The sequence below is a fragment of the Bradyrhizobium sp. NAS96.2 genome (assembly GCF_001908235.1).
Classification (GTDB): Bacteria; Pseudomonadota; Alphaproteobacteria; order Rhizobiales; family Xanthobacteraceae; genus Bradyrhizobium.
The window spans coordinates 139,814-164,437 of sequence record NZ_LGHK01000016.1; the positions used below are offsets into that span (position 1 = coordinate 139,814).

Annotated in this window: 23 protein-coding genes and 3 pseudogenes; 16 read left to right on the top strand and 10 right to left on the bottom strand. The window is 62.7% G+C overall.

Annotation, left to right across the window (positions count from 1 at the left end; translation table 11 throughout):
- Positions 1-6 precede the first annotated feature (6 nt).
- Positions 7-882, bottom strand: coding sequence for a polysaccharide deacetylase family protein (locus AC628_RS03825; protein WP_074125412.1), 876 nt, complete (start codon positions 880-882; stop codon positions 7-9).
- Between the two features lie 12 nt (positions 883-894).
- On the bottom strand, positions 895-1,989 hold the full coding sequence (locus AC628_RS03830; RefSeq protein WP_074125413.1) for an LLM class flavin-dependent oxidoreductase: 1,095 nt from the start codon (positions 1,987-1,989) through the stop codon (positions 895-897).
- A gap of 167 nt (positions 1,990-2,156) precedes the next feature.
- Here AC628_RS03830 and AC628_RS41975 point away from each other — a divergent pair.
- The 8 genes and pseudogenes from AC628_RS41975 (at position 2,157) to AC628_RS03865 (ending at position 10,637) form a co-directional block, all read left to right on the top strand.
- Positions 2,157-3,039 (top strand): annotated as a pseudogene (locus AC628_RS41975) (FAD binding domain-containing protein).
- Positions 3,036-3,521, top strand: coding sequence for a (2Fe-2S)-binding protein (locus AC628_RS41980; protein WP_083632563.1), 486 nt, complete (start codon positions 3,036-3,038; stop codon positions 3,519-3,521). The pseudogene AC628_RS41975 and the gene AC628_RS41980 overlap by 4 nt, the downstream one beginning before the upstream one ends.
- Positions 3,518-5,908, top strand: a complete 2,391-nt coding sequence (locus tag AC628_RS03840; RefSeq protein ID WP_074125415.1) for a xanthine dehydrogenase family protein molybdopterin-binding subunit — start codon at positions 3,518-3,520, stop codon at positions 5,906-5,908. The genes AC628_RS41980 and AC628_RS03840 overlap by 4 nt, the downstream gene beginning before the upstream one ends.
- A gap of 67 nt (positions 5,909-5,975) precedes the next feature.
- On the top strand, positions 5,976-7,229 hold the full coding sequence (locus AC628_RS03845; RefSeq protein WP_074125416.1) for an ABC transporter substrate-binding protein: 1,254 nt from the start codon (positions 5,976-5,978) through the stop codon (positions 7,227-7,229).
- A 53-nt stretch (positions 7,230-7,282) separates the two neighbouring features.
- Complete coding sequence (locus AC628_RS03850) at positions 7,283-8,167, top strand: branched-chain amino acid ABC transporter permease (RefSeq protein ID WP_074125417.1); 885 nt, start codon at positions 7,283-7,285, stop codon at positions 8,165-8,167.
- A gap of 7 nt (positions 8,168-8,174) precedes the next feature.
- Positions 8,175-9,161, top strand: a complete 987-nt coding sequence (locus AC628_RS03855) for a branched-chain amino acid ABC transporter permease (RefSeq protein ID WP_074125418.1) — start codon at positions 8,175-8,177, stop codon at positions 9,159-9,161.
- Positions 9,158-9,928 carry an ABC transporter ATP-binding protein gene (locus tag AC628_RS03860; RefSeq protein WP_074125419.1) on the top strand — a complete coding sequence of 257 codons (771 nt, stop codon included), beginning with the start codon at positions 9,158-9,160 and terminating at the stop codon, positions 9,926-9,928. Before AC628_RS03855 ends, AC628_RS03860 begins: the two co-directional genes overlap by 4 nt.
- A gap of 4 nt (positions 9,929-9,932) precedes the next feature.
- Positions 9,933-10,637: an ABC transporter ATP-binding protein gene (locus tag AC628_RS03865; RefSeq protein ID WP_074125420.1), complete on the top strand. Its 705-nt coding sequence runs from the start codon at positions 9,933-9,935 to the stop codon at positions 10,635-10,637.
- A 45-nt stretch (positions 10,638-10,682) separates the two neighbouring features.
- Here AC628_RS03865 and AC628_RS45125 read toward each other — a convergent pair whose 3' ends face one another.
- Complete coding sequence (locus tag AC628_RS45125) at positions 10,683-11,075, bottom strand: zinc-binding dehydrogenase (protein WP_245321011.1); 393 nt, start codon at positions 11,073-11,075, stop codon at positions 10,683-10,685.
- The gene (locus AC628_RS03870) at positions 11,072-11,836 is read right to left on the bottom strand and encodes an alcohol dehydrogenase catalytic domain-containing protein (protein ID WP_245321012.1); all 765 of its coding nucleotides are present in this window, start codon (positions 11,834-11,836) and stop codon (positions 11,072-11,074) included. The genes AC628_RS45125 and AC628_RS03870 overlap by 4 nt, the downstream gene beginning before the upstream one ends.
- A 195-nt stretch (positions 11,837-12,031) precedes the next feature.
- On the opposite strand from AC628_RS03870, the gene AC628_RS03875 reads away from it, so the two are divergent.
- The 7 genes from AC628_RS03875 (at position 12,032) to AC628_RS03905 (ending at position 18,026) form a co-directional block, all read left to right on the top strand.
- Positions 12,032-13,039: an ABC transporter substrate-binding protein gene (locus AC628_RS03875; RefSeq protein WP_074125421.1), complete on the top strand. Its 1,008-nt coding sequence runs from the start codon at positions 12,032-12,034 to the stop codon at positions 13,037-13,039.
- Positions 13,040-13,076: 37 nt separating this feature from the next.
- A complete protein-coding gene (locus AC628_RS03880; protein WP_074125422.1) occupies positions 13,077-13,892 on the top strand; it encodes an ABC transporter permease in 816 nt (271 codons plus the stop codon).
- 4 nt (positions 13,893-13,896) lie between these two features.
- A complete protein-coding gene (locus tag AC628_RS03885) occupies positions 13,897-14,682 on the top strand; it encodes an ABC transporter permease (protein ID WP_074125423.1) in 786 nt (261 codons plus the stop codon).
- Positions 14,679-15,737: an ABC transporter ATP-binding protein gene (locus AC628_RS03890; protein WP_074125424.1), complete on the top strand. Its 1,059-nt coding sequence runs from the start codon at positions 14,679-14,681 to the stop codon at positions 15,735-15,737. The genes AC628_RS03885 and AC628_RS03890 overlap by 4 nt, the downstream gene beginning before the upstream one ends.
- A gap of 9 nt (positions 15,738-15,746) precedes the next feature.
- A complete protein-coding gene (locus tag AC628_RS03895; protein WP_074125425.1) occupies positions 15,747-16,586 on the top strand; it encodes a phosphodiesterase in 840 nt (279 codons plus the stop codon).
- Between the two features lie 293 nt (positions 16,587-16,879).
- Positions 16,880-17,617: a Crp/Fnr family transcriptional regulator gene (locus tag AC628_RS03900; protein ID WP_050419130.1), complete on the top strand. Its 738-nt coding sequence runs from the start codon at positions 16,880-16,882 to the stop codon at positions 17,615-17,617.
- A gap of 139 nt (positions 17,618-17,756) precedes the next feature.
- Complete coding sequence (locus AC628_RS03905; RefSeq protein WP_143201424.1) at positions 17,757-18,026, top strand: hypothetical protein; 270 nt, start codon at positions 17,757-17,759, stop codon at positions 18,024-18,026.
- 53 nt (positions 18,027-18,079) lie between these two features.
- Here AC628_RS03905 and AC628_RS46075 read toward each other — a convergent pair.
- From AC628_RS46075 to AC628_RS03930, 5 genes and pseudogenes are all read right to left on the bottom strand, one after another.
- A pseudogene (locus AC628_RS46075) lies at positions 18,080-19,119 on the bottom strand (amidohydrolase family protein).
- A 214-nt stretch (positions 19,120-19,333) separates the two neighbouring features.
- On the bottom strand, positions 19,334-20,629 hold the full coding sequence (locus tag AC628_RS03915; RefSeq protein ID WP_074125427.1) for a TRAP transporter large permease: 1,296 nt from the start codon (positions 20,627-20,629) through the stop codon (positions 19,334-19,336).
- 15 nt (positions 20,630-20,644) lie between these two features.
- Complete coding sequence (locus AC628_RS03920) at positions 20,645-21,157, bottom strand: TRAP transporter small permease (RefSeq protein ID WP_074125493.1); 513 nt, start codon at positions 21,155-21,157, stop codon at positions 20,645-20,647.
- Between the two features lie 42 nt (positions 21,158-21,199).
- A pseudogene (locus AC628_RS03925) lies at positions 21,200-22,277 on the bottom strand (TRAP transporter substrate-binding protein).
- A complete protein-coding gene (locus AC628_RS03930) occupies positions 22,274-23,017 on the bottom strand; it encodes a GntR family transcriptional regulator (RefSeq protein ID WP_074125428.1) in 744 nt (247 codons plus the stop codon). The pseudogene AC628_RS03925 and the gene AC628_RS03930 overlap by 4 nt, the downstream one beginning before the upstream one ends.
- Before the next feature lie 81 nt (positions 23,018-23,098).
- On the opposite strand from AC628_RS03930, the gene AC628_RS03935 reads away from it, so the two are divergent.
- Complete coding sequence (locus AC628_RS03935; RefSeq protein ID WP_074125429.1) at positions 23,099-23,905, top strand: SDR family NAD(P)-dependent oxidoreductase; 807 nt, start codon at positions 23,099-23,101, stop codon at positions 23,903-23,905.
- On the opposite strand, the gene AC628_RS03940 is transcribed toward AC628_RS03935, so the two are convergent.
- On the bottom strand, positions 23,906-24,616 hold the full coding sequence (locus AC628_RS03940; RefSeq protein WP_074125430.1) for a molybdate ABC transporter substrate-binding protein: 711 nt from the start codon (positions 24,614-24,616) through the stop codon (positions 23,906-23,908). It lies immediately after the preceding gene.
- Positions 24,617-24,624 lie beyond the last annotated feature (8 nt).

Sequence of the window (24,624 nt, forward strand, 5' to 3'; positions counted from 1 at the left end):
GCCGGATTACTTCGGCGCCATCTGATCTCGATACCAGTCGCCGATCTCGCTCGCCGTCATGAGCGCCACGCCGTCATGGCCGATGACGTAATCGAACAGGGCTTCAAGGTACTTGATTCGATGCGGGACCCCAGTGATGTAGGGATGCACCGAAATCGCCATGATACGGGCATTCTCCGCGCCTTCGAGATACAGCCGATCGAACTGGTCGGTGCAGCGCGTCAGGAACTGTTCCGACGGCAGGTGCTGCAGCGCGTGAATGACAATGTCATTGGTCTCGACCGAATAGGGAATTGTCGTCACAGTTCCATGCGGCGTGGCGATCTCCTGCGGAAGATCGTCGATCACCCAATCGGCCACGTATTCGATCCCGTTGAGGCGCAGGAGGTCGAGCGTTTCTTCGGTTTCGGTCAGGCCCGGGCTCTCCCATGATCGCGGTGGCTTGCCGGTGAATCCGGCAATGGTGTCGACCGCGCGCTTGATTGCATCCGCCTGGTTCTCCACCTTGTGCATCGGTCCCTGGACGAATCCGTGTCCCATGAATTCGAAGCCCGCCTCGAGCGCCGCCGACGCGACGCGCGGATAGCTGTTGCAGACGTTGGCATTCGCAGCCAGCGTCACCGGTATCTTTCGGTCGGTGAGGGCCTTGAATTGCCGCCAGAAGCCGGCACGCATGCCGTATTCATGCCAAGACCAGTTCGGCACGTCGGGCAACAGCGGCTGGCCCATCGGCGGGCTCAGCACGGTACGCGGCATCGGATTCTCGATGCGCCATTCCTCGACATTGAGGATAACCCAGACGGCAAGCTTCTTACCATCAGGCAGTGTCAGCTTCGGCCGGTCGACCTGTGCCTGGTACGGAATACGATCAGTGAAAGCCACGTCGAAACTCCTTCACGTCGATGAGCCGCCGGCGGCATTGATGCGCGGCAAGACCTTCTCGGCCATCAGGATCATCGATTGGCGGCCAAGCTCGCGATCCTTCCAGTCCTTCCCGGCATAGAGCAAGGTTCCGAAATGGCCGATCTCCTGCCGGAACGCCAGCAACTGGTCGGCCACGCTTTCGGGCGTGCCGTAGATGATGAGCTTGTCGCAGATCGACTCCAGCGTGACCTCCGCATCGGGCTGGTCCCGCCGCGTTTTGAACAGTTCGAGCCGGCCGCTGCGCTTTAGCTTCGTGAACAGCTGGTGATAATAGTACACATAGGGACTCTCAGGCGACGTAGCATAGGCCTTCGCTGTTGCGGCGTCCTCTGCCACGAACACGCTCTTGGCGACGCGCCAATTGGCGGAGTTGGCCGCCCGGCCTACGCGCTCGCAGCCCTCGACGTATTTGGGCCAGTGACTCTTGACCCAGGCGGGCATCAGGAAGTTTGCCGAGATCGGATCCCAGCCGCGCGCAGCGGCCTCGGTGACGCCCTTTGAGAACGGCGCGACCGCGGTCACCACGATCGGCGGGTGTGGAGCCTGCAACGGGCGCGCGACGATTCCCTGACCGATATCCTCGATCAGAGTCTTTCTGACCGAGACATTCCAATATTTGCCCTGCAGATCATAGGGTGGCTTGCCGGCCCAGATGTCGAGGACCTGATTGATTGCCTCGAGGAACATGGCATTGCGGTCAGCGTCGAGATTGCCAAAGATTTCCGCGTCGGACAGCAATCCACCAGGGCTTATTCCAAATATGAGACGGCCATCAAGCATGTGATCAAGCATGGCGACAGATGCTGCGACCGCTGCCGGATGGGTATTCGGCATATTGATCGTGCCGGTTCCAAGCTTGATCTGTTTGGTTGCCGCTGCGAGCCAGGCAATGAACGCGATGCTGGAGGTGATGTTCTCGGCCTTGTCCGTGACATGCTCGCCGACATACGCTTCCGTGAACCCGAGCTCATCCGCAAGCAGGAACGCTTCCCGATCCTCCCGCAGCGATTGCCGCCAGTCCTTGTCGAGAGGATGGATCGGCATCGTAAAGAACCCGAGCTTCATGATCCGCCTCCCTGCTCGTTGAACTTTAGTTGGCAAGGAACCTGCGGCCTTCCCAAGGTGAAGACAAGCCCTGACACGCAAATAATCACTCGATAAACAAGCTTGACCTTTGAACAGGCGGCCCTCTAATCTGGCAAACCAAAATTGGGCCGGGAGGCCACGCCCACATGAAAGCTGCGGCTTTCGCCTACGCCCGCGCGACCAGCGTCGTGAATGCGCTGGAGTTGCTTGCCGTGCATGGCGACAAGGCGAAGGTTCTGTCGGGCGGCCAGAGCCTGATGCCGGCGATGAACCTGCGGCTTCTGTCCCCGGAGATTCTGGTCGATATCGGCGGCCTCGCCGAGTTGCGCGGCATTGCCGTGAGGGGAGACGTCCTCATCGTTGGCGCGCTGACCCGGCATGTCGACTTGCTCAGATCGCCGGAGATTGCGCAGCACGCTCCGCTGTTGCGGGATGCCGTCAGCCACGTTGCCCATCCTGCAATCCGCAACCGCGGAACGATTGGCGGAAGCCTCGCTCACGCCGATCCCGCGTCGGAGCTGCCGGCCTGTGTCGTGGCGCTTGACGCCACGATCGTTGCTCGCGGTCCGACGGGCGAGCGGCGGATTGCTGCGACCGAATTTTTCAAAGGAATTTACGAAACGGCACTATCACCGGACGAATTGCTTGTCGCGATCGAGGTGCCAGTCTCCGACCAAGGCTCGACGTTCTTTTTTCAGGAATACGCCCGGCGGCATGGTGACTACGCCATCGTTGGTCTCGCCGCGCGTGCTGTTGTTGCTGCTAGCCGGTTCTCGGATCTTCGGCTGGGCTTCTTTGCGGTTGGCGATCGGCCTCTGCTGGCAGCCGCCGCCAGCAAGCTGATCAATGCGTCCGTGAATCCCGGATTGCTGGCGGAAGCTGCGACGACGCTGACCAACGAACTCGACCCCCCGGACGGATCAGCAGGCTACCGCGGCCATGCGCCGACACCTCGCCACTGTCTTGCTCCGGCGCTGCGTGGCCGCTTTGCTCGCGCGGCCCGAACTGGAAATCGGAGTGGCCAAGTGAGCGCTCCGGTATCGGTCTCGCTGCTGGTCAACGGCGAGCCGATCGATGCCGTTGTGCTGCCGCGGCTCAACCTCGCTGACTTTCTCCGGGAAAACCTCAAGCTGACCGGAACGCATGTCGGTTGCGAGCACGGCGTCTGCGGTGCCTGCACCGTCCGGATCGATGGCGAGATCGTCCGCTCCTGCCTGATGCTGACGGTCCAGGCGCACGGCGCGTCAGTCGAGACCATTGAGGGGCTGTCCGACAGCGGTGAAATCGCCGATCTCCAGACGGCATTTCGCGAACGCAATGCATTGCAGTGCGGCTACTGCACGCCCGGGATGCTGATAACGGCGCAGGATCTGCTGAAGCATTCGCCGGCACCTGATCGGCAAGAAATCCGCGAGCATCTCTCTGGCAATTATTGCCGCTGCACCGGCTATCAGGCCATCGTGGACGCTGTGGAGGCGACAGCCAGGGCGCGTGCGGAGCGGCCGGCATGACTGTGACCCGTGCGCCAGCAGAGTCAGTTTCGGTGCTCGATCGCCCGAATTCCTATATCGGCAAGACGGTGCCGCGACCCAACCTGGACAGGTTGCTGCAAGGGCGCGGACAATACGTCAGTGACCTGGAGTTGCCGTGGATGGTGCACGTGGTCTTCCTACGGTCGCCGCATGCCTACGCCAGAATCGTGGCGATCGATGCCGACGCGGCCAAGCGTATGTCCGGCGTCATTGCCGTCGTGACGGGGCGGGAGCTCGAGGCCGTCATCACGCCGTGGGTCGGTGTGCTCTCGCATCTGAAGGGATTGAAGTCCGCGCCGCAGCACGCGATCGCAGTCGACCGGGTCTGCTGGCAGGGAGAAGCGGTTGCAGCGATTGTCGCGACCAGCCGTGCGGCGGCTGAAGATGCCATGGAGCATATTGCCGTCGATTACGAGGAACTCGCGGCGGTCACCGACATGCGCACTGCGCTCGACCCCGCAACGCCTGTCATTCACGCCTCGCTCGGTGATAATCTTGCCTTTGAACGGACACTCGATGCCGGCGACGTCGACCACGCATTGTCGGAGTCCGAAGTCGTCGAGGCCGAATTCGTATTCGGGCGGCACACCGGCGTGACGCTTGAACCGCGTGCAGTGGTTGCCGACTGGAATCCGGCCGAGGCGCGGCTCACGATCTATCAGGGCACGCAGGCGCCCCACATGGTGCAGAACATCGCGGCCCTTCATCTCGGTTTACGGGAAGCGCAGGTCCGGGTGGTCTGCAAGGATGTCGGCGGCTCTTTCGGCATCAAGGTTCACATCTATGCCGACGAAATGGCGACATACGCGCTATCGAAGCTGTTGCGCCGGCCGGTCAAATTCGTGGCTGACCGTATCGAAAGCTTCAACACGGACATTCACGCCCGCGATCATCGATGCAGGGGGCGGATCGGCGTCAGACCGGACGGCACCATCACGGCCTTCGAGATTGATGACCTGACGGGGATCGGTCCCTATTCGATGTATCCGCGCACCAGCGCCATCGAGGCCAATCAGGTGGTCAATCTGGTTGGCGGGCCGTATGTCACGGCGAACTATCGGGCGCGGGCGCGTGTCGTGTTCCAGAACAAGAACGTGATGTGCCAGTACCGCGCGGTCGGACACCCGATTGCCTGTTCGGTCACCGAAGGCCTGGTCGATTTGGCCGCGGCAAAGATCGGCATGGACCCCGTCGAGATCCGCCGGCGCAACCTAATCGCCGACGATGCCTATCCTTGTGCATCCCCCTCGGGCATGAAGTTCGAGCAGCTTTCGCATCATGCTTCGTTGGCCAAGCTGCTTCAGATGATGGACTACGACGCATTGCGTGCCGAGCAGGCAGCCTTGCGAGCCCAGAACGTCTATCGGGGCATCGGAATCGCGAGCTTCATCGAGGTCACCAATCCCAGTGCCGCCTTTTACGGCGTCGGCGGCGCGAAGATTTCATCGCAGGACGGCGTTGCGGTTCGGCTCGATGCGCAGGGCTCGGTGATCTGCCAGACGAGCATCACGGAGCAGGGGCAGGGGTCGGAGTCGCTGACGGCCCAGATCGTCGGCAGTGTGCTTGGCGTCTCGATGGACCGGGTCCGCGTGACCCTGGGCGACACCGACAATACGCCCTATGGCGGCGGCACCTGGGCCTCGCGCGGCGCCGGCATCGGCGGCGAAGCCGCGTTGCAGGCGGCCAAGGCTCTGCGCCAGAATGTTCTGGATGTCGCCGCAGCCATCCTGCAATCGACGCCGGCCGGGCTCGATATCGTCGACAACCGTATCGTCAATGCGGACGACGGCGAGTCGCGGATCGCGCTGACCGAGCTGGCGCGGATCGTCTATTTTCGACCCGATACCCTCCCGCCGGGCATCCAGCCCGAGTTGATGGCGACACGGCATTTCGTGCCGCGCCAGTATCCCTTTGCGTTTACCAACGGGGTTCAGGCCTCGTGGCTTGAGGTCGACACCGAGACCGGGTTCGTGACGTTGCTGAAGCATTGGGTTGTCGAAGACTGCGGCACCATCATCAACCCGCAACTGGTCGACGAGCAGATCCGGGGCGGGGTCGTACAAGGGCTCGGCGCGGCGCTGTTCGAGAAGTGTATCTATGACGAGCGTGGTCAGCTGACCAACGCCAACATGGCAGACTATCTGGTCCCGATGTCCGGCGAGATGCCCGATATCGACATTGGCCACGTGGTGTCGCCGACACTGGAATCGGAGCTGGGAGCCAAAGGGGCGGGCGAGGCGGGCACGGCCGGTGCGGCAGCCGCGGTTGCTAACGCGGTCAATGATGCGCTGCGGCCGTTCGGCGCAACAATTACCGAGATTCCGCTCACGCCTCAGGTTATCCTGACGGCCTTGGGACGAATCTGAGGTGGAGACGTTCCGGGCAAAGACAAGGCGATAAGCAAAACACAGACAGTTCTTGGGGAGGATAGTCATGACGAAGAAGGTCACCAAAGCCGGATCGATATCGCGGCGTCGTCTGCTGACGACGGCAAGCGCCGGCGCCGCTCTCGCCGTCTCGCCCTTTCGCATCAATCTGCTGCAGGCAGAGGAAGCACCGATCAAGATCGGTTTCCCTGTTCCCTTGACCGGTCCCTATGGCGCCGAGGCCCAGGATCAGGTGCGGGCCGGTCAGCTGGCCGTCGCCCAATTCAATGACGCCGGCGGTCTCAACGGCCGCAAGGCCGAGTTGGTCGTGCGCGACGACAAGCTCAATCCCGGTGAAGCGGCGACGCGGACATTGGAGCTGGTCGAGAAGGAGAAGGTGAATTTCGTCGTCGGCAGTCTGTCGGCGGCGGTGCAGCTCGCGATCAACAACGTCACCAAGGAACGCGGCGTCATCTTCAATTCGATCAGCCAGTCCGACGCCATCAACGAGGCCGCTGACTTCAGCAAATACACGTTCCACGAAGCGCTGAACCCGCACATGACGTCAGGCGCGGTCGGCCGCTATGCCTTCGCCAAGTTCGGCAAGAAGGTTGCGTTCCTCACGGCGGATTACGCCTACGGTCACGAGATGGTTCGCGGCTTCCTCGAGGTCGGCAAGGAATTCAACATCGAAAACCTCGGCGACATCCGCCATCCCTTGGGAACGACGGACTTCTCCACCCTGCTGCCGCGTCTCCAGGCGCTCAAGCCCGACATTCTCTGCATCAGCAATTTCGGCCGCGATCAGCAAATCGCGCTGAAGCAGGCAACCGACTTCGGCATCAAGAAGTCGATCCAGATTATTGCACCATTGCTCTCGCATGCTAGCCGCGTCGCCGCGGGACCCCAGGCATTCGAAGGCGTCGTCGGCGGCTGCTCGTTCTATTGGGGCATCGAAGACAAGTTCGCCTCGACCAAGGCGTTCAACGATGCATTCCGCAAGATGTATGACGGCAAGCTGCCCACCGACTATGGTGCGCTCGGCTATGGCGGCGTGCGGGCCGTGCTCGAGGCGGTCAAGGGCGCGGGCAGCGTGGAGACCGACAAGGTCGTCGCGGCACTGGAAGCCTTGAAGTACGACTACTACAAGGGACCGCAATACTATCGCAAATGCGATCACCAGTCGGTGCAGTCGGTGCTCGTCATCAAGTCGAAGTCCAAGGACATGAAGAACGAGTCCGACGTATTCGAGGTCCTGTCGACCGAAGAGCCTAACGAGAAGTACCTGCGCACCTGTGAGGCGCTCGGTCACAAGAGCTGAGCCATGCGCTGGCGCGCGCTGCAAAGCGGTGCGCGTTGTGCTGAGGGGGACAAATGGCGGGCCTGAGCCTTGACCTGATTGCGCTGCAGCTGTTTGCCGGGTTAGCGCTCGGCGCAATCTACGTGCTGTTTGCAATCGGCCTCTCGCTGATCTTCGGGATGCTGACGGTCGTCAACTTCGCCCATGGCGCCTTCTACATGGTCGGCGCCTATGTCGGACTTTATCTGATCTCGATCGGAGGCAATTTCTGGATTTGCCTCGTGGCTGTGCCGATCGCGATTGGACTGTTCGGCCTTGCCGTTGAGCGCGTGTTAATCCGGCCGCTTTACGGCCGCGGCATCGACTATCCGCTGTTGCTGACCTTCGGGTTGAGCTACGTGATGGTCGAATGCGTGCGCATTGCCTTTGGCAAGACCGGCTATCCGTTCGATACGCCCGAGGTCCTGCAGGGCGCCGTCGACATCGGCGTCGGCTATTTCCCGCTCTACCGTCTATTTGTGATAGGCGCGACGGCCGTCGTTCTACTGGCGCTGTGGCTGTTCCTGGAGAAGACCAGTTTCGGGCTGATTATCCGCGCCGGTGCGCGCGATCCGCAGATCGTCCGCGTTCTTGGGGTCGATGTTTCCAGGGTCTGGTTGATCGTGTTCGGGATAGGCACCGCGATTGCGGGCTTCGCCGGCCTGTTGGCTGCTCCGCTCCAGGGCGTCATTCCGGAGATGGGCGGCACGATTCTCGCCGAGGCGTTCGTGGTGACGGTCGTTGGAGGGATGGGGTCGATCGGCGGTGCCGTATTGGCGGGCCTCCTGGTCGGTGTGGTGGTCAGCATGACCTCGCTGTTTGCCCCCGAGATGGCCAAGGTCTCGATCTTTGCCCTGATGGCGATCGTCCTTATTGTTCGCCCCCAGGGCTTTTTCGGCCGCGCCGGATTGATGAGCTGAGCCCGGCATGACCGAAACCACTCAATCGATCAAACAGCCTCGGGCCACGACGGGTGGTTGGTACGAGTTCGCAACGCGACATCGCGCTAGCATCGTTGCGGCGGTCATCCTGATCTTCCCGTTGGTGATGCCGTTCACGGCGCTCGCCGTGAACATTCTGATCTACGGGCTGTACGCCCTCGGATTCAACCTCGTGTTTGGTTATCTGGGTCTCTTGTCGTTCGGGCACGCGGCGCTGTTCGGAACCGGTGCCTATCTCTGTGGCATCGCCATCGTGCACTTCGGTTGGCCGTGGTATGCGGCGATTGCGGCCGGGATCGCCGGTGGGCTGCTCATGGCACTGTTGATTGGCGTACTCGCAATCAGGACCCGCGGCATCTACTTCGCCATGGTCACAATGGCTCTGTCGCAGTGTGTCTATTACCTCTTCTATCAGGCGGTTGATCTGACCGGCGGCGAAAACGGCCTGCGCGGCATCAATGTCCGCACCATCGATCTGTTCGGCCTGCGGATCGATTTCATCAATCCGATGGTCCGGTATTACGTCATCGCGGCGTTCGTGATAGCCGCATTCTTTGTGATGTCGCGCATTCTCGCGTCACCATTCGGTGCCGTCATTGAAGCGGTGCGGGAGAATGAGATGCGTGCCCGCGCATCGGGCTATGACGTGACTTTGACGCGATTGCTTACCTTCGTCCTGTCTGGCGGTTTCTGCGGTCTTGCGGGTGCGCTGCAAGCTCTGCACCTGTCGATCGTTCCGATCGAGATCCTGCATTATGAGACGTCGGGCCTGGTCGTGATGATCGCGCTCCTGGGCGGCATGGGGACGTTCTTCGGGCCGATGGTCGGCGCGGCGGTCTTCCTGGTCCTGGAGAACATCGTCTCCGTGTGGACCGTTCATTGGCAACTGATCGTTGGCGCCATCTTCATTGCATGCGTGCTGTTCTTCCCCGCCGGGATCTGGGGCACGCTGATCGCGCGGGGCAAGCGATGACGACCGCAGCAGGTCAAGTCAGCGAAATCATTCTGCGCACCAGGGGGGTCGGCAAGACGTTCGGGAAGTTTGTCGCCCTGAACAACATCTCGGCCGAGTTTTCCAGAGGAGCGATCACCTCCATCATTGGTCCGAACGGGGCTGGAAAGAGCACTTACTTCAACTTGCTGTGCGGCGCCTTTCAGCCGACGAAGGGCAGCGTCGAGTTCGAGGGCAGGGATGTCACGGGCTTGCCGCAGCATCGCTTTGCTCACATGGGGATCGCAAAATCCTTTCAGATCACCAGCGTGTTTCCGCAGCTCACGACGCGTGAGAACATCCGTGTCGGTCTGCAGGCGCTGGTGTCGCGATACGACATCTGGCGTCCCCGTGCGCGCCTGACCGAACTGGTCGAGCGGGCGGACGAATTGCTTGCATTGGTCGGGCTGTGGGAATCCCGAGAACGCGCCGCCAAGACGCTGGCGCACGGCGAGCAGCGGGCGCTGGAGATCGGCATGGCGCTCGCGAGCCAACCCCGGTTGCTGCTGCTGGACGAGCCCACGGCCGGCATGAGTCCGGAGGAAACCCGGACCATGATGGATCTGATCGTGAAGCTCGCAAAAGAGCGCACAGTCATCCTCGTCGAGCACAAGATGAAGCTGGTACTCGGGATCAGCGACCGCATCCTCGTGCTGCATCATGGAGAGCTGCTTGCCGAGGGCACGCCGCAGGAGGTCCGGCAGAACGAGGCGGTGAAACGTGTCTATCTCGGTCAGCGGGAGCACTGACAGGATGCTGCAGGTCAGCAAGCTCAATGCCTGGTATGGGGCAAGCCACGCGTTGCAGGACATCGGTCTCGAGGTGACCAAAGGCGAGATCGTTTGCCTTATCGGCCGCAATGGAGCCGGCAAGACGACGACGCTGAAATCGATCATGGGCTTGATGGGGCGGACACGCGGCTCGGTCAGCTTCAAGGGGGAGGAGCTGCTGCGCCAGCCTGCGCATGTGCGCTTCGCGCTGGGCCTGGCCTATGTTCCCGAAGAGCGTCGTATTGTGCAAGGCCTGTCGGTCCGGGAGAATCTTCGGCTCGGCCTGGTCGCGTCACCTGCGAAGAAGCGGGAAGCCGAGCTGCTCGATGAGATCGCCGTGATATTCCCGCGGCTGGCCGAGCGCATGGATCAAGAGGCGGTGACGATGTCCGGCGGCGAGCAGCAGATGCTGGCGATCGCGCGGGCGATGATCGCAAAGCCCGACCTGATCATGCTGGATGAGCCTTCGGAGGGCATCATGCCCGTCCTGGTCGACGAGATGTTCGAACTGTTCCGGAGCATGAAGGCACAAGGAACAACGGTTCTGCTGGTCGAGCAGAACGTCGAACTCGCGCTGGGCATCGCCGATCGTGCCTATGTCCTGGATCAAGGCTCCGTGGTGCATCAGGCGTCGGCGCAAGCGTTGCTGGCCGACGAGGAGATCAAGGAGCGATACTGCTCGGTGTGAGCAGGCTTTCCAGGCAGCGCTCCTCCGCGCAGCCCCGGACGGACCTCACTCGGCGGGGCGCGCGATCGCGTCGGCCTTGCGATTCGTCACCACGACCTTGATCGCGTCGTCGACACGATCCCGCGCATATCTGAGCGCCGTCGGCAGGTCGGCCAGCGGAAACGTATGCGTGTGGATCTTCGTCGCATCGAACCGTTTCGCCGCCATCAGTTCCATCGCGCGATGCATGGCGCTGCGGCCTTCGCCGCGGATGCCGTAGGCGTAAATGTTGTTCCGCACGAGATGGGCAATGTCCAGCGTGGCGGCTTCATGCGGAAAGGCGGCCAGGCAGATCTTGCCGCCGCGATTGGTCATGTGAATGGCCTGGTTGAGTGTCGCGTCGGTGCCGGCACATTCGACGACATAGCCGGCGCCAATCCCACCTGTTAGTTGCTTCACGACCTCAACGGCGTTTTCATCGTTGATGTTGATGACGCGATCGGCCCCCCAATTCCCCGCCGATCGCCAGCCGCTTGTTGCGCGTGCCGGTCAGGATGACCGGGCTTGCGCCGAGCGCCTTGGCCACAGCTACTGCGAGAAGTCCGATCGGCCCTGGGCCAATCACCACGACGCTCTCGCCGGCCGCCAATCCCCCCAAATTCCGTCAAGCCATACATCGATGTCCCGGCAGTCACCACGAGCGTCGCTTCCGCGTCGCTCATCGTATCCGGGACGCGCGCCAGTGTGTTGATATGGTTGACCGCGTATTCGGCGAACCCGCCATCGGTCGTAAAGCCGTTGGCGCGGTGCCCTTTGTCGGGCTTTCCGTAGTTGAGACACGACGTGTACATGCCCTGGCGGCAGCGTTTGCATTGGCCGCAGCCGGCATGGATTTCGACGCTGACCCGTTCACCGATCCTGAATTCGTCGACGTCAGGCCCGAGTGCGGCAACCGTGCCCATGTACTCGTGGCCCGGCGTGAAGTTCTTGTTGAAGGGCAGGCCGCCCTGAATGCTTGCCGGCGACCCGGCATGGATGATTTCCAGATCAGTGGCGCAAATCGCAACCGCGTCGATACGCACCAGCACTTCGGCGCGCGACGGGACGGGCGTCGGCTTCTCGGAAAGGTGGAGCTGGTCGGGGTCACCAAGGACCCAGGCTTTCATCAGGTCGGAGACGGGAAGGTCGGACGATGTCTTGACGCCGGGCGGCTGATACATGGGCGCTTCCTCTTTTGCCTGGCAGCCTAGCGCGAAACGACGGGTTGCCGCGAGCATCCGATGGCCGGCATTGGGGGGAGCTCGCTTTGCTGCACGGCAGCAAGCGCGTCGCAAAACGTTCTTACGCGGCCTATACTTGGTCGCGCGGTTGATGTTGAAATCCCCATTGCATCCTCTCCCAGACCGGAGCCTCCCATGAAGACCGTCCGCCTTGTCCTTGCGTTGCTGGCGCTGACACTGCTCGCGCCGTGGCAATCCGCCAAGGCAGCCGACGTGATCTGCTACAATTGCCCGCCGGAATGGGCCGACTGGGCCTCGATGCTGAAGGCGATCAAGGCGGACCTCAACTACGACATCCCGCATGACAACAAGAACTCCGGCCAGGCACTGGCCCAGATCCTGGCCGAGAAGAGCAATCCGGTCGGCGATATCGGCTATTTCGGCGTGACCTTCGGCATGAAGGCCAAGGCGCAGGACGCGCTCGAGCCTTACAAGCCGGCGCACTGGGATCAGGTCCCTGCAGGCCTCAAGGATCCGGATGGCTATTGGACCACGATCCACTCCGGCACGCTCGGCCTGTTCGTCAACAAGGACGCGCTCGGCGGCAAGCCGGTGCCGGCCTGCTGGAAGGACTTGCTGAAGCCCGACTACAAGGGCATGGTCGGCTATCTCGACCCGTCCTCCGCGGCTGTCGGCTATGTCGGCGCGGTCGCCGTCAATCTGGCGCTGGGCGGCTCACTCACCAATTTCGATCCGGCGATCAGCTTCTTCAAGGAATTGCGCAAGAACGATCCGATCGTGCCCAAGCAGACGTCGTATGCCCGCGTCGTCTCCGGTGAGATGCCGATCCTGTTCGACTACGACTTCAACGCCTATCGCGCCAAGTATTCGGAAAAAGGCAACTTCGAGTTTGTGATTCCCTGCGAGGGCTCCGTGGTGTTTCCCTATGTCGTCGGTCTCGTGAAGAACGCGCCCGACAAGGAGAAGGCCAAGAAGGTGATGGACTATCTCCTGTCCGACAAGGGGCAGGCGATCTGGACCAATGCCTATCTGCGTCCGGCCCGCCCGATCGAGCTGCCGGCGTCCGTGAAGGGCAAATTCCTCCCCGACAGCGACTATGCCCGCGCCAAGAGCGTCGACTGGGGTGAGATGGAAAACGTGCAAAAAGCCTTCGTCGACCGCTATCTCGCCGAGGTTCGCTGAGGCAATATGGTGCCTTTCGCGGGGCACCATTCTTCCGATGTCGCAAAAGTCCTTCGTTTGGCTCTGCCTGCTGCCGCTTGCGGTCGTGACCACGGCATTCTTCCTGTTGCCGATGGCGCGGCTGGTGGTTGCGGGCGCTGAAGGTCCGCACGGGCTCACTGGATATCTCGCCATCCTGACCGAAGGCCGCTATCGCGCGACGCTGTTCAACACCGTGCTGCTGGCGGCGGCAACCACGGTCGTCACGTTGATCGTGGCGACGATTACCGGAATGTTCCTGCAGCGGCACCGCTTCCCCGGGCGGGCCGTGCTGATCGCGATGCTCACCTTTCCGCTGGCCTTTCCGGGCGTGGTGGTCGGCTTCATGATCATCCTGTTGGCCGGACGCCAAGGGCTGATCGGCGATCTGTCGAACCGGATATTCGGCGAGAAGTTTGTGTTCGCCTATTCGATCTACGGGCTCTTCCTGGGCTATCTCTACTTCTCGATCCCGCGCGTGATCCTCACGATCATGGCGGCTGTGCAGAAGCTCGATGTTGGTCTGGAGGAAGCGGCGCGTTCGCTTGGCGCCAGTCCCTGGGCGGTGCAGCGTGACGTCGTGCTGCCGGCCCTGGCGCCGGCTTTCGTCGCATCCGGCGCGATCGCGTTCGCCACCGCGATGGGGGCTTTCGGAACCGCCTTTACGCTCGCGACCAACATCGACGTGCTGCCGATGCTGATCTATACCGAGTTCACGCTGACCGCCAATTTCGCGACGTCGGCCGCGCTGTCGGTGGGGCTCGGCCTGATCACCTGGCTCATCCTGGCGCTCGCACGCACGTTCAGCGGCAGCGGGGTCGCGGCGGCCGGGTGAAAGCATGCGCGATCGCCTGATCTTCACCGGCCAGTTCATCTTCACGCTGCTCGTTGCGGCATTCCTGGTGGTGCCCGCAGGGCTTTCGATCTCCGCCGGCGTGACCGTCAATTATTTCCGCGGCATCCAGTCCGGCGTGACGCTGCAATGGGTCGCGCAGGTCTGGGAGCTTTATGCGGGCACCATCCTGCTCTCTTTCGTGATCGCCTTCGCGACACTGGCGGTGACGCTGCTCGCCGGCGTTCCGGCGGCTTATGCGCTGCATGCGCGGGGAGGCCGGCTCGCCCGCATCGTCGAGGAGATCATCACGCTGCCGTTGGCAATCCCCGGGCTTGCGATCGCGCTGGCCCTGCTGCTCGCCTATGGCAGCTTCGGCGACTTTCGCCGTTCCTGGCTGTTCATCCTCGTCGGCCATGTGATCTTTACGATGCCGTTCATGGTGCGCTCTGTCATGGCGGTGTTTGCGACCGTCGACATCAAGACGTTGGATGAGGGCGCCGCGTCGCTCGGCGCGTCGCCATGGCGGCGTTTCTGCGACGTCATCGTGCCGAATGCGCTGCCGGGAATTCTCGCCGGCGCATTAATGGTGGTCACGCTGTCGCTCGGTGAATTCAATCTGACCTGGATGCTGCATACGCCGTTGACGAAGACATTGCCGATCGGGCTCGCCGACAGCTATGCCTCGATGCGGCTCGAAGTCGCCTCGGCTTATACCCTGATCTTCTTCGTGATGATCATTCCGCTCCTGGTTGCGATGCAGCTCTTGGCCGACAAGGATCACAAAAGATGAGTACGGCCGGCCACGGCGCAGCGGTGCGGATCGAGGCGTGCGGCAAGACCTTTGCCGACGGCACGCGCGCGCTTGATCCCGCGACCCTCGACATTGCGCGCGGCGAGACGCTGGTGCTGCTCGGACCCTCCGGGTGCGGCAAGACCACCATGCTGCGTATCATCGCCGGCCTCGAGCTGCCGGACGCCGGCGGCAAGGTTCTGTTCGACGGCAAGGATATGACCGCGGTCCCGATCGAGCGGCGCAATGTCGGGATGGTGTTTCAGTCCTACGCTTTGTTCCCCAACATGACGGTGGCGGACAATATCGCCTACGGGCTGAAGATCCGCGGCGTTGCCAGGGACGAGCGGGCCGCGCGCGTTGCCGAACTGGTGGCTCTGACGAACATCACGGGCTTGGAGAACCGCCGTATCGACCAGCTTTCGGGCGGCCAGCGTCAGCGCGTCGCATTGGCCCGCGCCGTCGCGATCCGACCGGGCATCTTGCTGCTTGACGAGCCGTTGACCGCGCTTGACGCCGCTTTGCGGGACCGGCTGCGGAGTGAGCTTAACCGGTTGTTGCGAGCACTCGGCATTACGACGATCTACGTCACGCATGATCAGGCCGAAGCAATGGAATTGGGCGACCGCATCGTGGTGATGCGGAAAGGTGCGATCGCCCAGATCGGCGCACCGCGCGAGGTCTACTTCGCACCGAAGGATCGCTTTGTGGCGGAGTTCATCGGAGCGGCGAATATCGTGGAAGCTCCGATCGAGAACGGCATATTGATCCTGCCCGGCGGGCGATTGCCGATCGAGGGTGCTGCGACGACCGCGAACGCGACCGTCATGATCCGTCCCGAAACCATTCGCGTGGCCGAGGCTGGGGGAGGGACGCTCTCGGGTGTTGTCGATTCCGTCAGCTTCATCGGCGACCGGCAGCGGATTGTCGTGAGCGGCGCATCGAGCAAGCCGCTCAACGTCGACGCGCCCAACACGATCCAGGCCAAGGTCGGCGATCGATTAGGGCTTTCGATCGCGGCCGGCGCGCTTCGTCTTCTGCCTTCCGAACCCTGAGATACATCGATGCCGTCGAAACCTGTTCTCATCGCCCAGATATCCGACCTTCACGTCAAGCCGCCCGGAACGTTGGCTTACGGCCGGGTCGATACCGCCAAGGCGCTCGAGCGCTGCGTGGCTGAACTCAACGCATTCGAGCCGGCGCCCGATTTCGTTGTCATCTCGGGCGACCTTGTCGATACGCCGTCGGTCGAGGAATACGATTATCTGAAGCGATTGCTCGCGCCGCTGCGCCTGCCGTTTGCCGGCGTTCCCGGTAATCACGACTCGCGGGAGTGGATGCGCGAATCGTTTCCGACCGCGCCCTATGTTCGCGCCACAGGCCCGCTCGACCAGAAGATCGAGGTCAATGGTCTCGATCTCTTGCTGCTCGATTCAAGCGTTGCCGGTAAACCTCACGGCATGCTTGAAGCGTCCACGCTGCAATGGCTGGACGAGGCGCTGGCGGCCGCAGCCGACCGGCCGGCGCTGCTCTTCCTGCATCACCCGCCATTCAAGGGCGGCATCTGGCACATGGACCGGCAGGACCTCTTCAATGCCGACGAGTTGGCGGAAATCGTCAAGCGTCACCCGCGTGTGCGGCTGATCGCGTGCGGGCACGTCCACCGTGCGATGCTGACCGCCTTCGCGGGGCTTCCCGTGACAATTTGCCCCGCGCCAAACCATGCGGTCGACCTGGACCTCGGGCAGCTCCGCGAACCGTCGTTCAAGGTGGAACCCCCTGCATTTCACTTGCACACGTGGTTTCCCGGGCAGGATTTTGGACAGTTGGTGACGCACCAGGTCCCCATCGGTCGGTTTGACGGGCCGCACCCGTTCTTTGGCCCAGACGGCAAGCTGTTGTGAGTTTGCGGCGCTGACCCTCGCACAGACGGGTTTTGCCAGGCGAGATCGTCATTGCTAGACCGGATATTCCGGATCACGGGCACCCGCTGCCTGCAATTGAGCGTTGCATAGGCACGTATTTATTCCAAATTGTAGCTTGGATGCCTTCTAGCCCGATGCCGGTGGATCGGACCTTTTGTTGCTGTAGGCCCGCGGTGGGGCTATAGTCGCTTCCGCTTTCATTGATCGGTGGCTCTGTCGGTGTCGCGCTGCTGGCGCGCCGATTAAACGCAACACAATCAGTCTGGATCACGATGACCGGTGCGCCGCCCATTGAACGAACTGCCGGCGCGCCGTTGTTTTCGAACAACAAACTATCGGTGCTGCGTAAGCATCCCTATTTCGCCGATCTCGAGCCCGAGGCATTCGATCAGCTCTGCCGCTATGCCAAGCACATCACGCTGAAGCGCGGCACGACGATCTTCTCCAAGGGCGATCCGGGCACCAGCCTGATTGCGGTGATCTCGGGCACGGTGAAGATCAGCATCTCGTCACCAGATGGCCGCAACGCTATTCTGAACCTGATCGAGGCAGGCGAGATCTTCGGCGAGATCGCGCTGCTCGACGGTTTGTCGCGGACGGCAGACGCCACCGCCAATACCAATTGCGAGCTGTTCGTCATCGACCGGCGCGAGTTCATTCCGTTCGTGCGCAGCCAGCCGACGCTTGCGATGAAGTTCATCGAGCTGCTGTGCGCGCGGTTGCGCTGGACCAGCGACCAGGTCGAGCAGGTGATCCTGCAGGACTTGCCGGGCCGGTTGGCCAGTGCGCTGCTGCGCCTCAGCGACAAGCACAAGCCGCAGGGGCGCACCATCTCGATCACCCAGCAGGAGATCAGCGAGATGGTCGGGATGACCCGCGAGAGCATCAACAAGCAGCTCCGCGCGTGGGCGACACGCGGCTGGGTCAGGCTCGAGCATGGCGCGATCGTGGTGCTGAAGCCAGAGTCGCTTCAGGCCCTGGTTGACGCCGGGGCCGACGACGGCGAGTAGCCGCGCCGGCCGCTCGTCCAGCTTCTGCACTTCACGAAACGGTGAGCCGGACAAAGCCTGTGAAACCATTCACATCGGCCTTGCGTGCCCTGCGGTAAGTGAGCCCCGGGTGGATCACGTCCGCACTGTGGAGGAATCCATGCAGGGCTCTTTCGACAACCGACGTCAGGACCCGGAAAGCAACTACAAGAGCTTCAGCATCAAGCTGATCGCGTTGCCGGTGCTCGTGATCGTTGCCTTTATCGGGATGCTCGTCAGTCACCCGGCCGCGGTCAAATGGATATCGGACGCGGCACAGGCCGAGTTCGTCGGAACCGACGCCGCCGACGCCAGCCCGCCGCCCAGGATCGCTCAGCCGGCGCCCACCGCTTTGCCGCGCAATGAGATGCGGACGGTGAAGGCCAACTGATCGTTGATGCCGTCGTCGCGCGCGACGACGGCAAGTTAGATCGTGCAACCGCCTCACGCGGCAACGCCGAGCAGCTTCGCTGCGGTCCGGCCGAGAATGTTCGCCTTATCGTCGTCGCTCAGCGACGCGCAGGCGAAGATGTGGTCGACTGGCGCCAGTTGCCATGGATAGGGATAGTCGCTTCCCAGCACGATCTGGCCGGCGCCGACCTGGGCGGCGAGGCGCCGGATCGCCTCCGGCGTGAAGATCAGGGAGTCGAAGTAGATCTGCTTGAGATATTCGGTCGGCGCCTTCTGGGGCTTGATCTCCGGATTGCATCCCTTCGGTCCGACCAGGCAGGGATGGTCCGAGCGATCGGCATGGGAGGGGAGATAGCCGCCGCCATGCGCGGCGATGACCTTCAATCCGGGGAAGCGATCGAACGTCCCCTCGAAGATCAAATGCGAGAGCGCGATCGTGGTCTCGAGCGGATTGCCGATCGTGTTGCCGAGCCAGCCATTGCCGGAGAGCCGCTTGCCGAGCTCGGGAACGCCCAGCGGATGGATGAACAGGGGACGCCGAGTTCCTCGGCCTTGGCCCACACCGGATGAAACCTGGGATCGGAGAATTCGATGCCATCGACGACACCGCCGATCGCCGCGCCCTTCAGCCCCTGCTTCTTCACGGCTGTCTCCAGCTCCTGCACCGCAAGGTCCGGTGCCTGCAATGTCAGCGAGGCGAAAGCTGCAAACCGCTCGGGCTTCGAGGCGCAGAGTTCGGCAAGCTTTTCATTTTGGATCTTCACGATCTTCCCGGCGAGGTCGCGATCGCGGTCGTACCAGAACGGGTTGATCGAGAGCACCTCCATATCGACGGCCTGCGCGTCCATCACAGCCAGGCGCTTGTCGATCTCGATGAAGGCTTCGGCGGCGCCGTTGACCGGCGGCAGTTGATATTTTCCGGCATCGGCGCCGAGGAGGGCGCCCGCCTCGCGGAAGTGGCAATGCGAGTGAATGTCGATCGTCTTCACGCGCTTGCCGTCGACGCTGACCGGCAACTTCTGCCGCGACGGCTGTGCATTCGCGTTGTGGACGAGCCCGCAGCCGCAGAACACGATGCCTGCTGCCGCCGTCGCTCCCGCTTTCAGGAAATCAGGCCTGTGGTCATGACGATCGCCTCCCTGTCTCTTTGTTATGGATGGACAGCGTAAGGGATGTCGGTTGGCGGTCGCAAGATCACACGCTGTGCGTGTCGCGCAATGTTGATCTGCTCAGACCGGCTTGATGCCGGCCCTTTGTGCAAGGGCGACGGAACAGTTCCGCTTGCGTTCAGTGCAGGACCTGAAGCTGCCTCGGCAGCCAGAGTGAGATTTCCGGCAGATATGTCACGCACATCAGCACAAAGAACATCACCGCATAGAACGGCCAGATCTTGCGCATGACCTGCTCGATCGTGACCTCGCCGACCGCGCAGCCGACAAACAGGATCGCGCCGACCGGCGGATGGCACAGGCCGATGCCGAGATTGAGCAGCATGATCATGCCGAAATGGACCGGATCGACGCCGAAGTTCTTCATGACCGGCAGCAGGATCGGCGTTGCGATCAGGATCGACGGCGCCATGTCGACCAGCGTGCCGAGCACCAGCAGCAGGACGTTGATCAGGAGCAGGATGACGTACTTGTTGTCGGAGATCGACAGGAAGAAGGCGGTCATCTTGGCCGGCATCTGCGTCAGGGCCATGATGTAGCCGACGCTGGAGGCGCAGGCGATCAGCGTCATCACCATGGCGACGGTGCGCAGCGTGCGATGCAGCAGCACCGGCAGGTCACGCCAGCGATAGTCGCGATAGATGAACATGGTGACGAAGAAGGCCCAGATGCAGGCGATGGCGCCGGCCTCGATTGCGGTGAAGATGCCGCCGAGAATGCCGCCCAGGATGATGACGAGGGTGATGAGGCCCCAGGAGGCATCGATGGCGATCCGAATTGCATCCTTGGCCGGCACGGTCTGGCCGTGCGGATGCTTCTCGCGATAGGCGACGGCGAGGCACAGAATGATCAGCGAGAAGCCGAGCAGCAGCCCGGGGAATACGCCGGCCATGAAGAGGGCGCTGATCGAGATCGTTCCGCCGGTCGCAAGCGAGTAGAGCACCGCATTGTGGCTCGGCGGCACCAGAAGGGCCTGGACCGACGAGGTGATCGTCAGGTTGGTGGCGAACACGCGCGGATAGCCGTTCTGTTCCATCTGCGGGATCATCACCGAACCGATCGCCGATGTATCGGCGACGGCCGATCCGGAGATGCCGCTCAGGAACGTCGTTGCCAGCACGTTGACGATCGAAAGGCCGCCACGCAAACGGGTCAGCCCCACCAGCACGTCGGCAAACGCAACCAGGCGACGGGCCATGCCGCCCTCTGCCATGATGGCGCCGGCCAGCACGAAAAACGGGATCGTAAGCATCGCGACCTTGCTGACACCGTCGGAGATCTTCAGCATCACCGCTTCCAGCGGAATGCCGATCCACAAGGCGCCGACGATGGCGGCCATCGCCAGCGAGTAGGCGATCGGCATGCCGATCAGAAAACAGAGCAGCATGGTCGCGAGCAGGATGGAGATGTCCATGGTGGCTTCTCGCGGTCAGTCGATCGATGCGTCGCAATGCGGGCCGATCGGATCGGGCGGTGCACCAAGGAAGATCCGTTCGATGATGAACAGCAGCAGGCAGGCGCCGCCGATCGGAATTGGAAGATAGGTGACGCCGACCGACAGCGACGGAAAGTCGGCGATCGTGTTGTGCCAGGTCACCTCGACGAGCCGATAGCCCCAGATTATCATGAACAGCGCGATCAGGCCCATCAGCAGTTGCACGACAAGGTCGACCAGCGCCCGGAGCGGGTCCGGCAGCTTGCCGGCAAAATAGCCGACGTTCATATGCAGGTTGAGCCGATAGCCCGCCGCCGCACCGATGAAGGTCACGACGATTGTGAGCAGCACCGCGAGCGGTTCGGGCCAGGAGGCGGCGCTGTTCAGGACGTAGCGCGTGAACACTGCCCAGGGGATGACCGCTGAAATCAGGATCAGCGCGGCAGACCCCGTGATGACGCAGGCCAGATACAGATAGTCCATCGCGCGGCGATATGATCCGGCCATGTCCATTTCCCGTATGTTGTCGATTTCCCGCGTGGTGCCGTGTCAGGCAGACTGGATGCGTCCGATCATGTCCTGGTATTTCGGGCCGTATTTGTCCCATACCGGCTTGACCGCATTCTGGAATGGCGTTTTGTCGGCGATCTCGATGATCTCGCAGCCGACGGCTTTCGCTTTCTCCATCGCCTGCTGCTCGTATGTGTTCCAAAGCCCGCGCTCTTCCATTTGCGCCTCGCGGGCAAGCGTCCTGATCAGCGCCTGGTCATCGGCCGCCAGCGTGGACCAGGCCCGCTTCGAGAACACCAGCACCTCGGGAACGATCAGGTGCTCAGTGAGCGAGAAGTGCTTCGCCGCGGTGTAATGATTGCTGAAGACGTAGCTCGGGGGGATTGTTCTCGGCGCCGTCGATGACGCCGGTCTGCAGCGCGCTGAACACCTGGTCGTAACCCATCGCGACGCCGTTGCCGCCGAGCGCATTCATCATGTCGATGAAGATCGGATTGCCGATGACGCGGAATTTGAGGCCCTTGATGTCGGCGATCGTCTTGATCGGATGCTTGGTGTTGTAGAGGCTGCGCGCGCCGGAATTCATCCAGCACAGTGCGACCAGGCCGGCATTCGGGCTCGCCGTGATCTTGTCCAGCAGCTCCTGGCCGATCGGGCCATCCATCATCCGCTCGGCATGCGCCATGTTCTTGAACAGGAAGGGCATGTTGACGACGTTGATGTCGTCGACGATCGGACCGATCGAGCCCGCGCTGACGCGAAGCATCTGGATCGCGCCGATCTGGGTCTGCTCGATGGTTTCCTTCTCGCCGCCGAGCTGCATCGAGGGGAACATCTGCAGCGAGAGGCGGCCGTTGGTCGCCGCCGCAAGCTTCTTGCCGAGAGTTTCCGTCGCGACCACGGTCGGGTAGCCGGGCGGTTGCACGTCTGACGCCTTGAAGACTGCTTTCGACTGGCCGAGCGCGCTCTGCGTCGAGGTCGCAACCGCGGCGCCCAGGCCGGCGCCGATCTTGATGATGTCGCGACGGTTGAGCCCGGCACCGCGGGCCCGCGATCGATCTGTGCGGTTCATTATCATTCCTCCCAAAATGCCTGGCCGGACTCCGGCCGCGGTCATGCCGGCTGGCGTTGCTCGTCGAAGAACTCCGGATTGTTGTGCTGGGTGGCCGCGATGTCGGCCAGAAGCCGTTCGAGATGTCTCGTCATCGCCGCTCCGGCGGCTGCCGGGTCGCGTGCCTCCATCGCGGCCATGACGGCCTCGTGCTCGGTGATGACCTCGGCCATCCGCCCACGCTGCGGCAAGGTGAGCCACCGGAAGCGGTCGACGTGAACCTTGACCTGCAGGATCAGCTTCCAGATGCCGGGGTGTCCGGCAATTTCGGCGATGGCGGCGTGAAAGGCCTCGTCGGCCTGATGGAATGCCTCGCGATCATCGGCCTTCTCGGCCTCGCGCTGGCGTTCGAGGATCGCGTGCAGGCCGAGGATCTGGCTGGCGCTGGCGCGCTCGGTCGCCATGCGGGTCGTGGTTTCCTCCAGCGACCTGCGGACGATGATTGCCTCCGGGAGAGTGGCGAGCGGGATGCGCGACACGAAGATGCCCGACTGCGGGAAAATCTCGACCAGGCCTTCGTCCGACAGGCGCAGGATGGCTTCCCGCACCGGCGTCCGGCTGACGCCATAGGAGCGTGCGATCTCGGCCTCGATGATCGGGGCGCCCGGTCTGCGCCGCAAGGAGACAAGTTCAGCGCGCAGCTCGGCATAGATCCGCGCCGCCGCCGTTGCGGTTCGTGGACGACCGGTCCGCCGGCGGCCGGCGAGGTTGCGGAGCTCCGACTTCTTCGGCGAGCGGGCGGGCATTCTTGCTCCCAAAACTGATATATTAGTATATGAGGCAATCGCTGAAGGCAAACGAGCTTCGCTCACATCCCGGGAGGTCACGTGACCGACTACCGCAAGCTGTTCGATCTCACCGGCAAGACCGCCGTGGTGCTGGGCGCCGCCTCCGGTATCGGCAAATCCTCGGCTGAAGCGCTGGTCTCGCTTGGCGCGCGCGTGCTGTGCGCCGATCGTACGCTGGAGGGTGCGGAGTCGACCGCTGCAGCGATCCGGGAGCAGGGTGGATCGGCAACGGCCGCGGCCTGCGATGCGGCCGATCGTGCCGGCGTCGAGGCGCTGGCGACCAAGGCGCTTGCGGAATTGCAACGCGTCGACATCGCCGTCACCACGCCGGGGCTGAACATCCGCAAGACCATCCTCGACTACACCGAGGAGGATCTCGACCGCGTCATCAACCTCAACATCAAGGGCACGGTCTGGTTCTTCCAGGCATTCGGCCGCATCATGGTCAAGCAGCAAGGCGGCAGCCTGATTGCCTGCTCCTCGGTGCGCGCCGTGACGATCGAGCCGGGGCTCGCAGTCTATGGTTCGACCAAGGCCGCGATCAGTCTCCTGGTCAAGGGCTTCGCGTCCGAGGTCGGCCGCTCTGGCGTCCGCGTCAACGCCATCGCGCCGAGCATCGCGGAGACCGCGTTGACCGGCCCGTTCAAGCAGCGACCGGACATCTACAATCTCTACGCCGGCCACACCGTGTTCAATCGCTGGAGCAGCGCCGACGAAGTTGCCACCGCCGTTGCCTATCTCGCATCCGACGCAGCGAGCTATGTTAGCGGCAGCACATTGTTCGTCGACGGCGGCTGGACGGCGGTCGATGGACCGCCGACGGGTCTCACCCAATTGGGGCGCTAGCTACGACGCCGGGCCGGAGACGAAACCTGCCTGACTGCGCAGCTCAGTCGCATCCGTCGACGTCAGCAACGCGATCAGGCGTTGCGCCTGCGGTGCAGCCGATGACTGCGTTGCAACGGCAGCCGTATACATGGTCGCGAGCCCGCATCCCGGCGGCAAGGTGCCAGAAAGCACGACACCGGGAGTGTTGATGATCTCGGTCGATTGCGTGCAACCGATCGGCCGCTGGTCTCGGGATTCGGCCAGATGCCGCATCGCGGTCGCGCCGTTCGGAAAGATCTTCAGCCGGTCGGCGACGGCGTTAGTGATGGCGAGTTGTGCCAGCACCTTGGCGACATGAATCCCGGCAGTTGACGCCTCGATATCTGGCACGAAGATCGCGTCCGCGGCGAGCAGCACTGTACGCAGGCTTGCTGCGTCCTCGGCTTGTGCCGCTGGATCGCCCGCGCGGACCGCAAGCGCCGTTTCAACGCGGCCGATGTCGGCGATCGAGCTGCGCAGGACCAGCCCTTCGTCCACAAGCTTAGCGATCAGCGCAGCGGTCAGGATGACGATGTCGGTCGGAACGCCGGCGCGCAACCTGTCGGCCATGGCGCCGACCGCGCCAAAATCACCGGCAATCCCGAGGCCGGTTTCGGCCTCAAAGGCAGGCGCAAGGCTGCGCACCAGTCCCTGCGCCGCGCCGCCGCTCAGGATATTCAACGTCTTCATGTGCACTG

What these genes read in the sequence shown, in the direction of transcription:
- AC628_RS03880 (WP_074125422.1), top strand. Translation starts at nt 13,077, where the DNA reads ATGTCGCAAAAGTCCTTCGTTTGGCTCTGCCTGCTGCCGCTTGCGGTC.
- AC628_RS03930 (WP_074125428.1), bottom strand. Translation starts at nt 23,017, where the DNA reads ATGCCCGCCCGCTCGCCGAAGAAGTCGGAGCTCCGCAACCTCGCCGGC.
- AC628_RS03860 (WP_074125419.1), top strand. Translation starts at nt 9,158, where the DNA reads ATGACGACCGCAGCAGGTCAAGTCAGCGAAATCATTCTGCGCACCAGG.
- AC628_RS03865 (WP_074125420.1), top strand. Translation starts at nt 9,933, where the DNA reads ATGCTGCAGGTCAGCAAGCTCAATGCCTGGTATGGGGCAAGCCACGCG.
- AC628_RS03895 (WP_074125425.1), top strand. Translation starts at nt 15,747, where the DNA reads ATGCCGTCGAAACCTGTTCTCATCGCCCAGATATCCGACCTTCACGTC.
- AC628_RS03845 (WP_074125416.1), top strand. Translation starts at nt 5,976, where the DNA reads ATGACGAAGAAGGTCACCAAAGCCGGATCGATATCGCGGCGTCGTCTG.
- AC628_RS03850 (WP_074125417.1), top strand. Translation starts at nt 7,283, where the DNA reads ATGGCGGGCCTGAGCCTTGACCTGATTGCGCTGCAGCTGTTTGCCGGG.
- AC628_RS03875 (WP_074125421.1), top strand. Translation starts at nt 12,032, where the DNA reads ATGAAGACCGTCCGCCTTGTCCTTGCGTTGCTGGCGCTGACACTGCTC.
- AC628_RS03840 (WP_074125415.1), top strand. Translation starts at nt 3,518, where the DNA reads ATGACTGTGACCCGTGCGCCAGCAGAGTCAGTTTCGGTGCTCGATCGC.
- AC628_RS03900 (WP_050419130.1), top strand. Translation starts at nt 16,880, where the DNA reads ATGACCGGTGCGCCGCCCATTGAACGAACTGCCGGCGCGCCGTTGTTT.
- AC628_RS03870 (WP_245321012.1), bottom strand. Translation starts at nt 11,836, where the DNA reads ATGTATCAGCCGCCCGGCGTCAAGACATCGTCCGACCTTCCCGTCTCC.
- AC628_RS03885 (WP_074125423.1), top strand. Translation starts at nt 13,897, where the DNA reads ATGCGCGATCGCCTGATCTTCACCGGCCAGTTCATCTTCACGCTGCTC.
- AC628_RS03855 (WP_074125418.1), top strand. Translation starts at nt 8,175, where the DNA reads ATGACCGAAACCACTCAATCGATCAAACAGCCTCGGGCCACGACGGGT.
- AC628_RS03915 (WP_074125427.1), bottom strand. Translation starts at nt 20,629, where the DNA reads ATGGACATCTCCATCCTGCTCGCGACCATGCTGCTCTGTTTTCTGATC.
- AC628_RS03890 (WP_074125424.1), top strand. Translation starts at nt 14,679, where the DNA reads ATGAGTACGGCCGGCCACGGCGCAGCGGTGCGGATCGAGGCGTGCGGC.
- AC628_RS03830 (WP_074125413.1), bottom strand. Translation starts at nt 1,989, where the DNA reads ATGAAGCTCGGGTTCTTTACGATGCCGATCCATCCTCTCGACAAGGAC.
- AC628_RS03905 (WP_143201424.1), top strand. Translation starts at nt 17,757, where the DNA reads ATGCAGGGCTCTTTCGACAACCGACGTCAGGACCCGGAAAGCAACTAC.
- AC628_RS03920 (WP_074125493.1), bottom strand. Translation starts at nt 21,157, where the DNA reads ATGGCCGGATCATATCGCCGCGCGATGGACTATCTGTATCTGGCCTGC.
- AC628_RS03940 (WP_074125430.1), bottom strand. Translation starts at nt 24,616, where the DNA reads ATGAAGACGTTGAATATCCTGAGCGGCGGCGCGGCGCAGGGACTGGTG.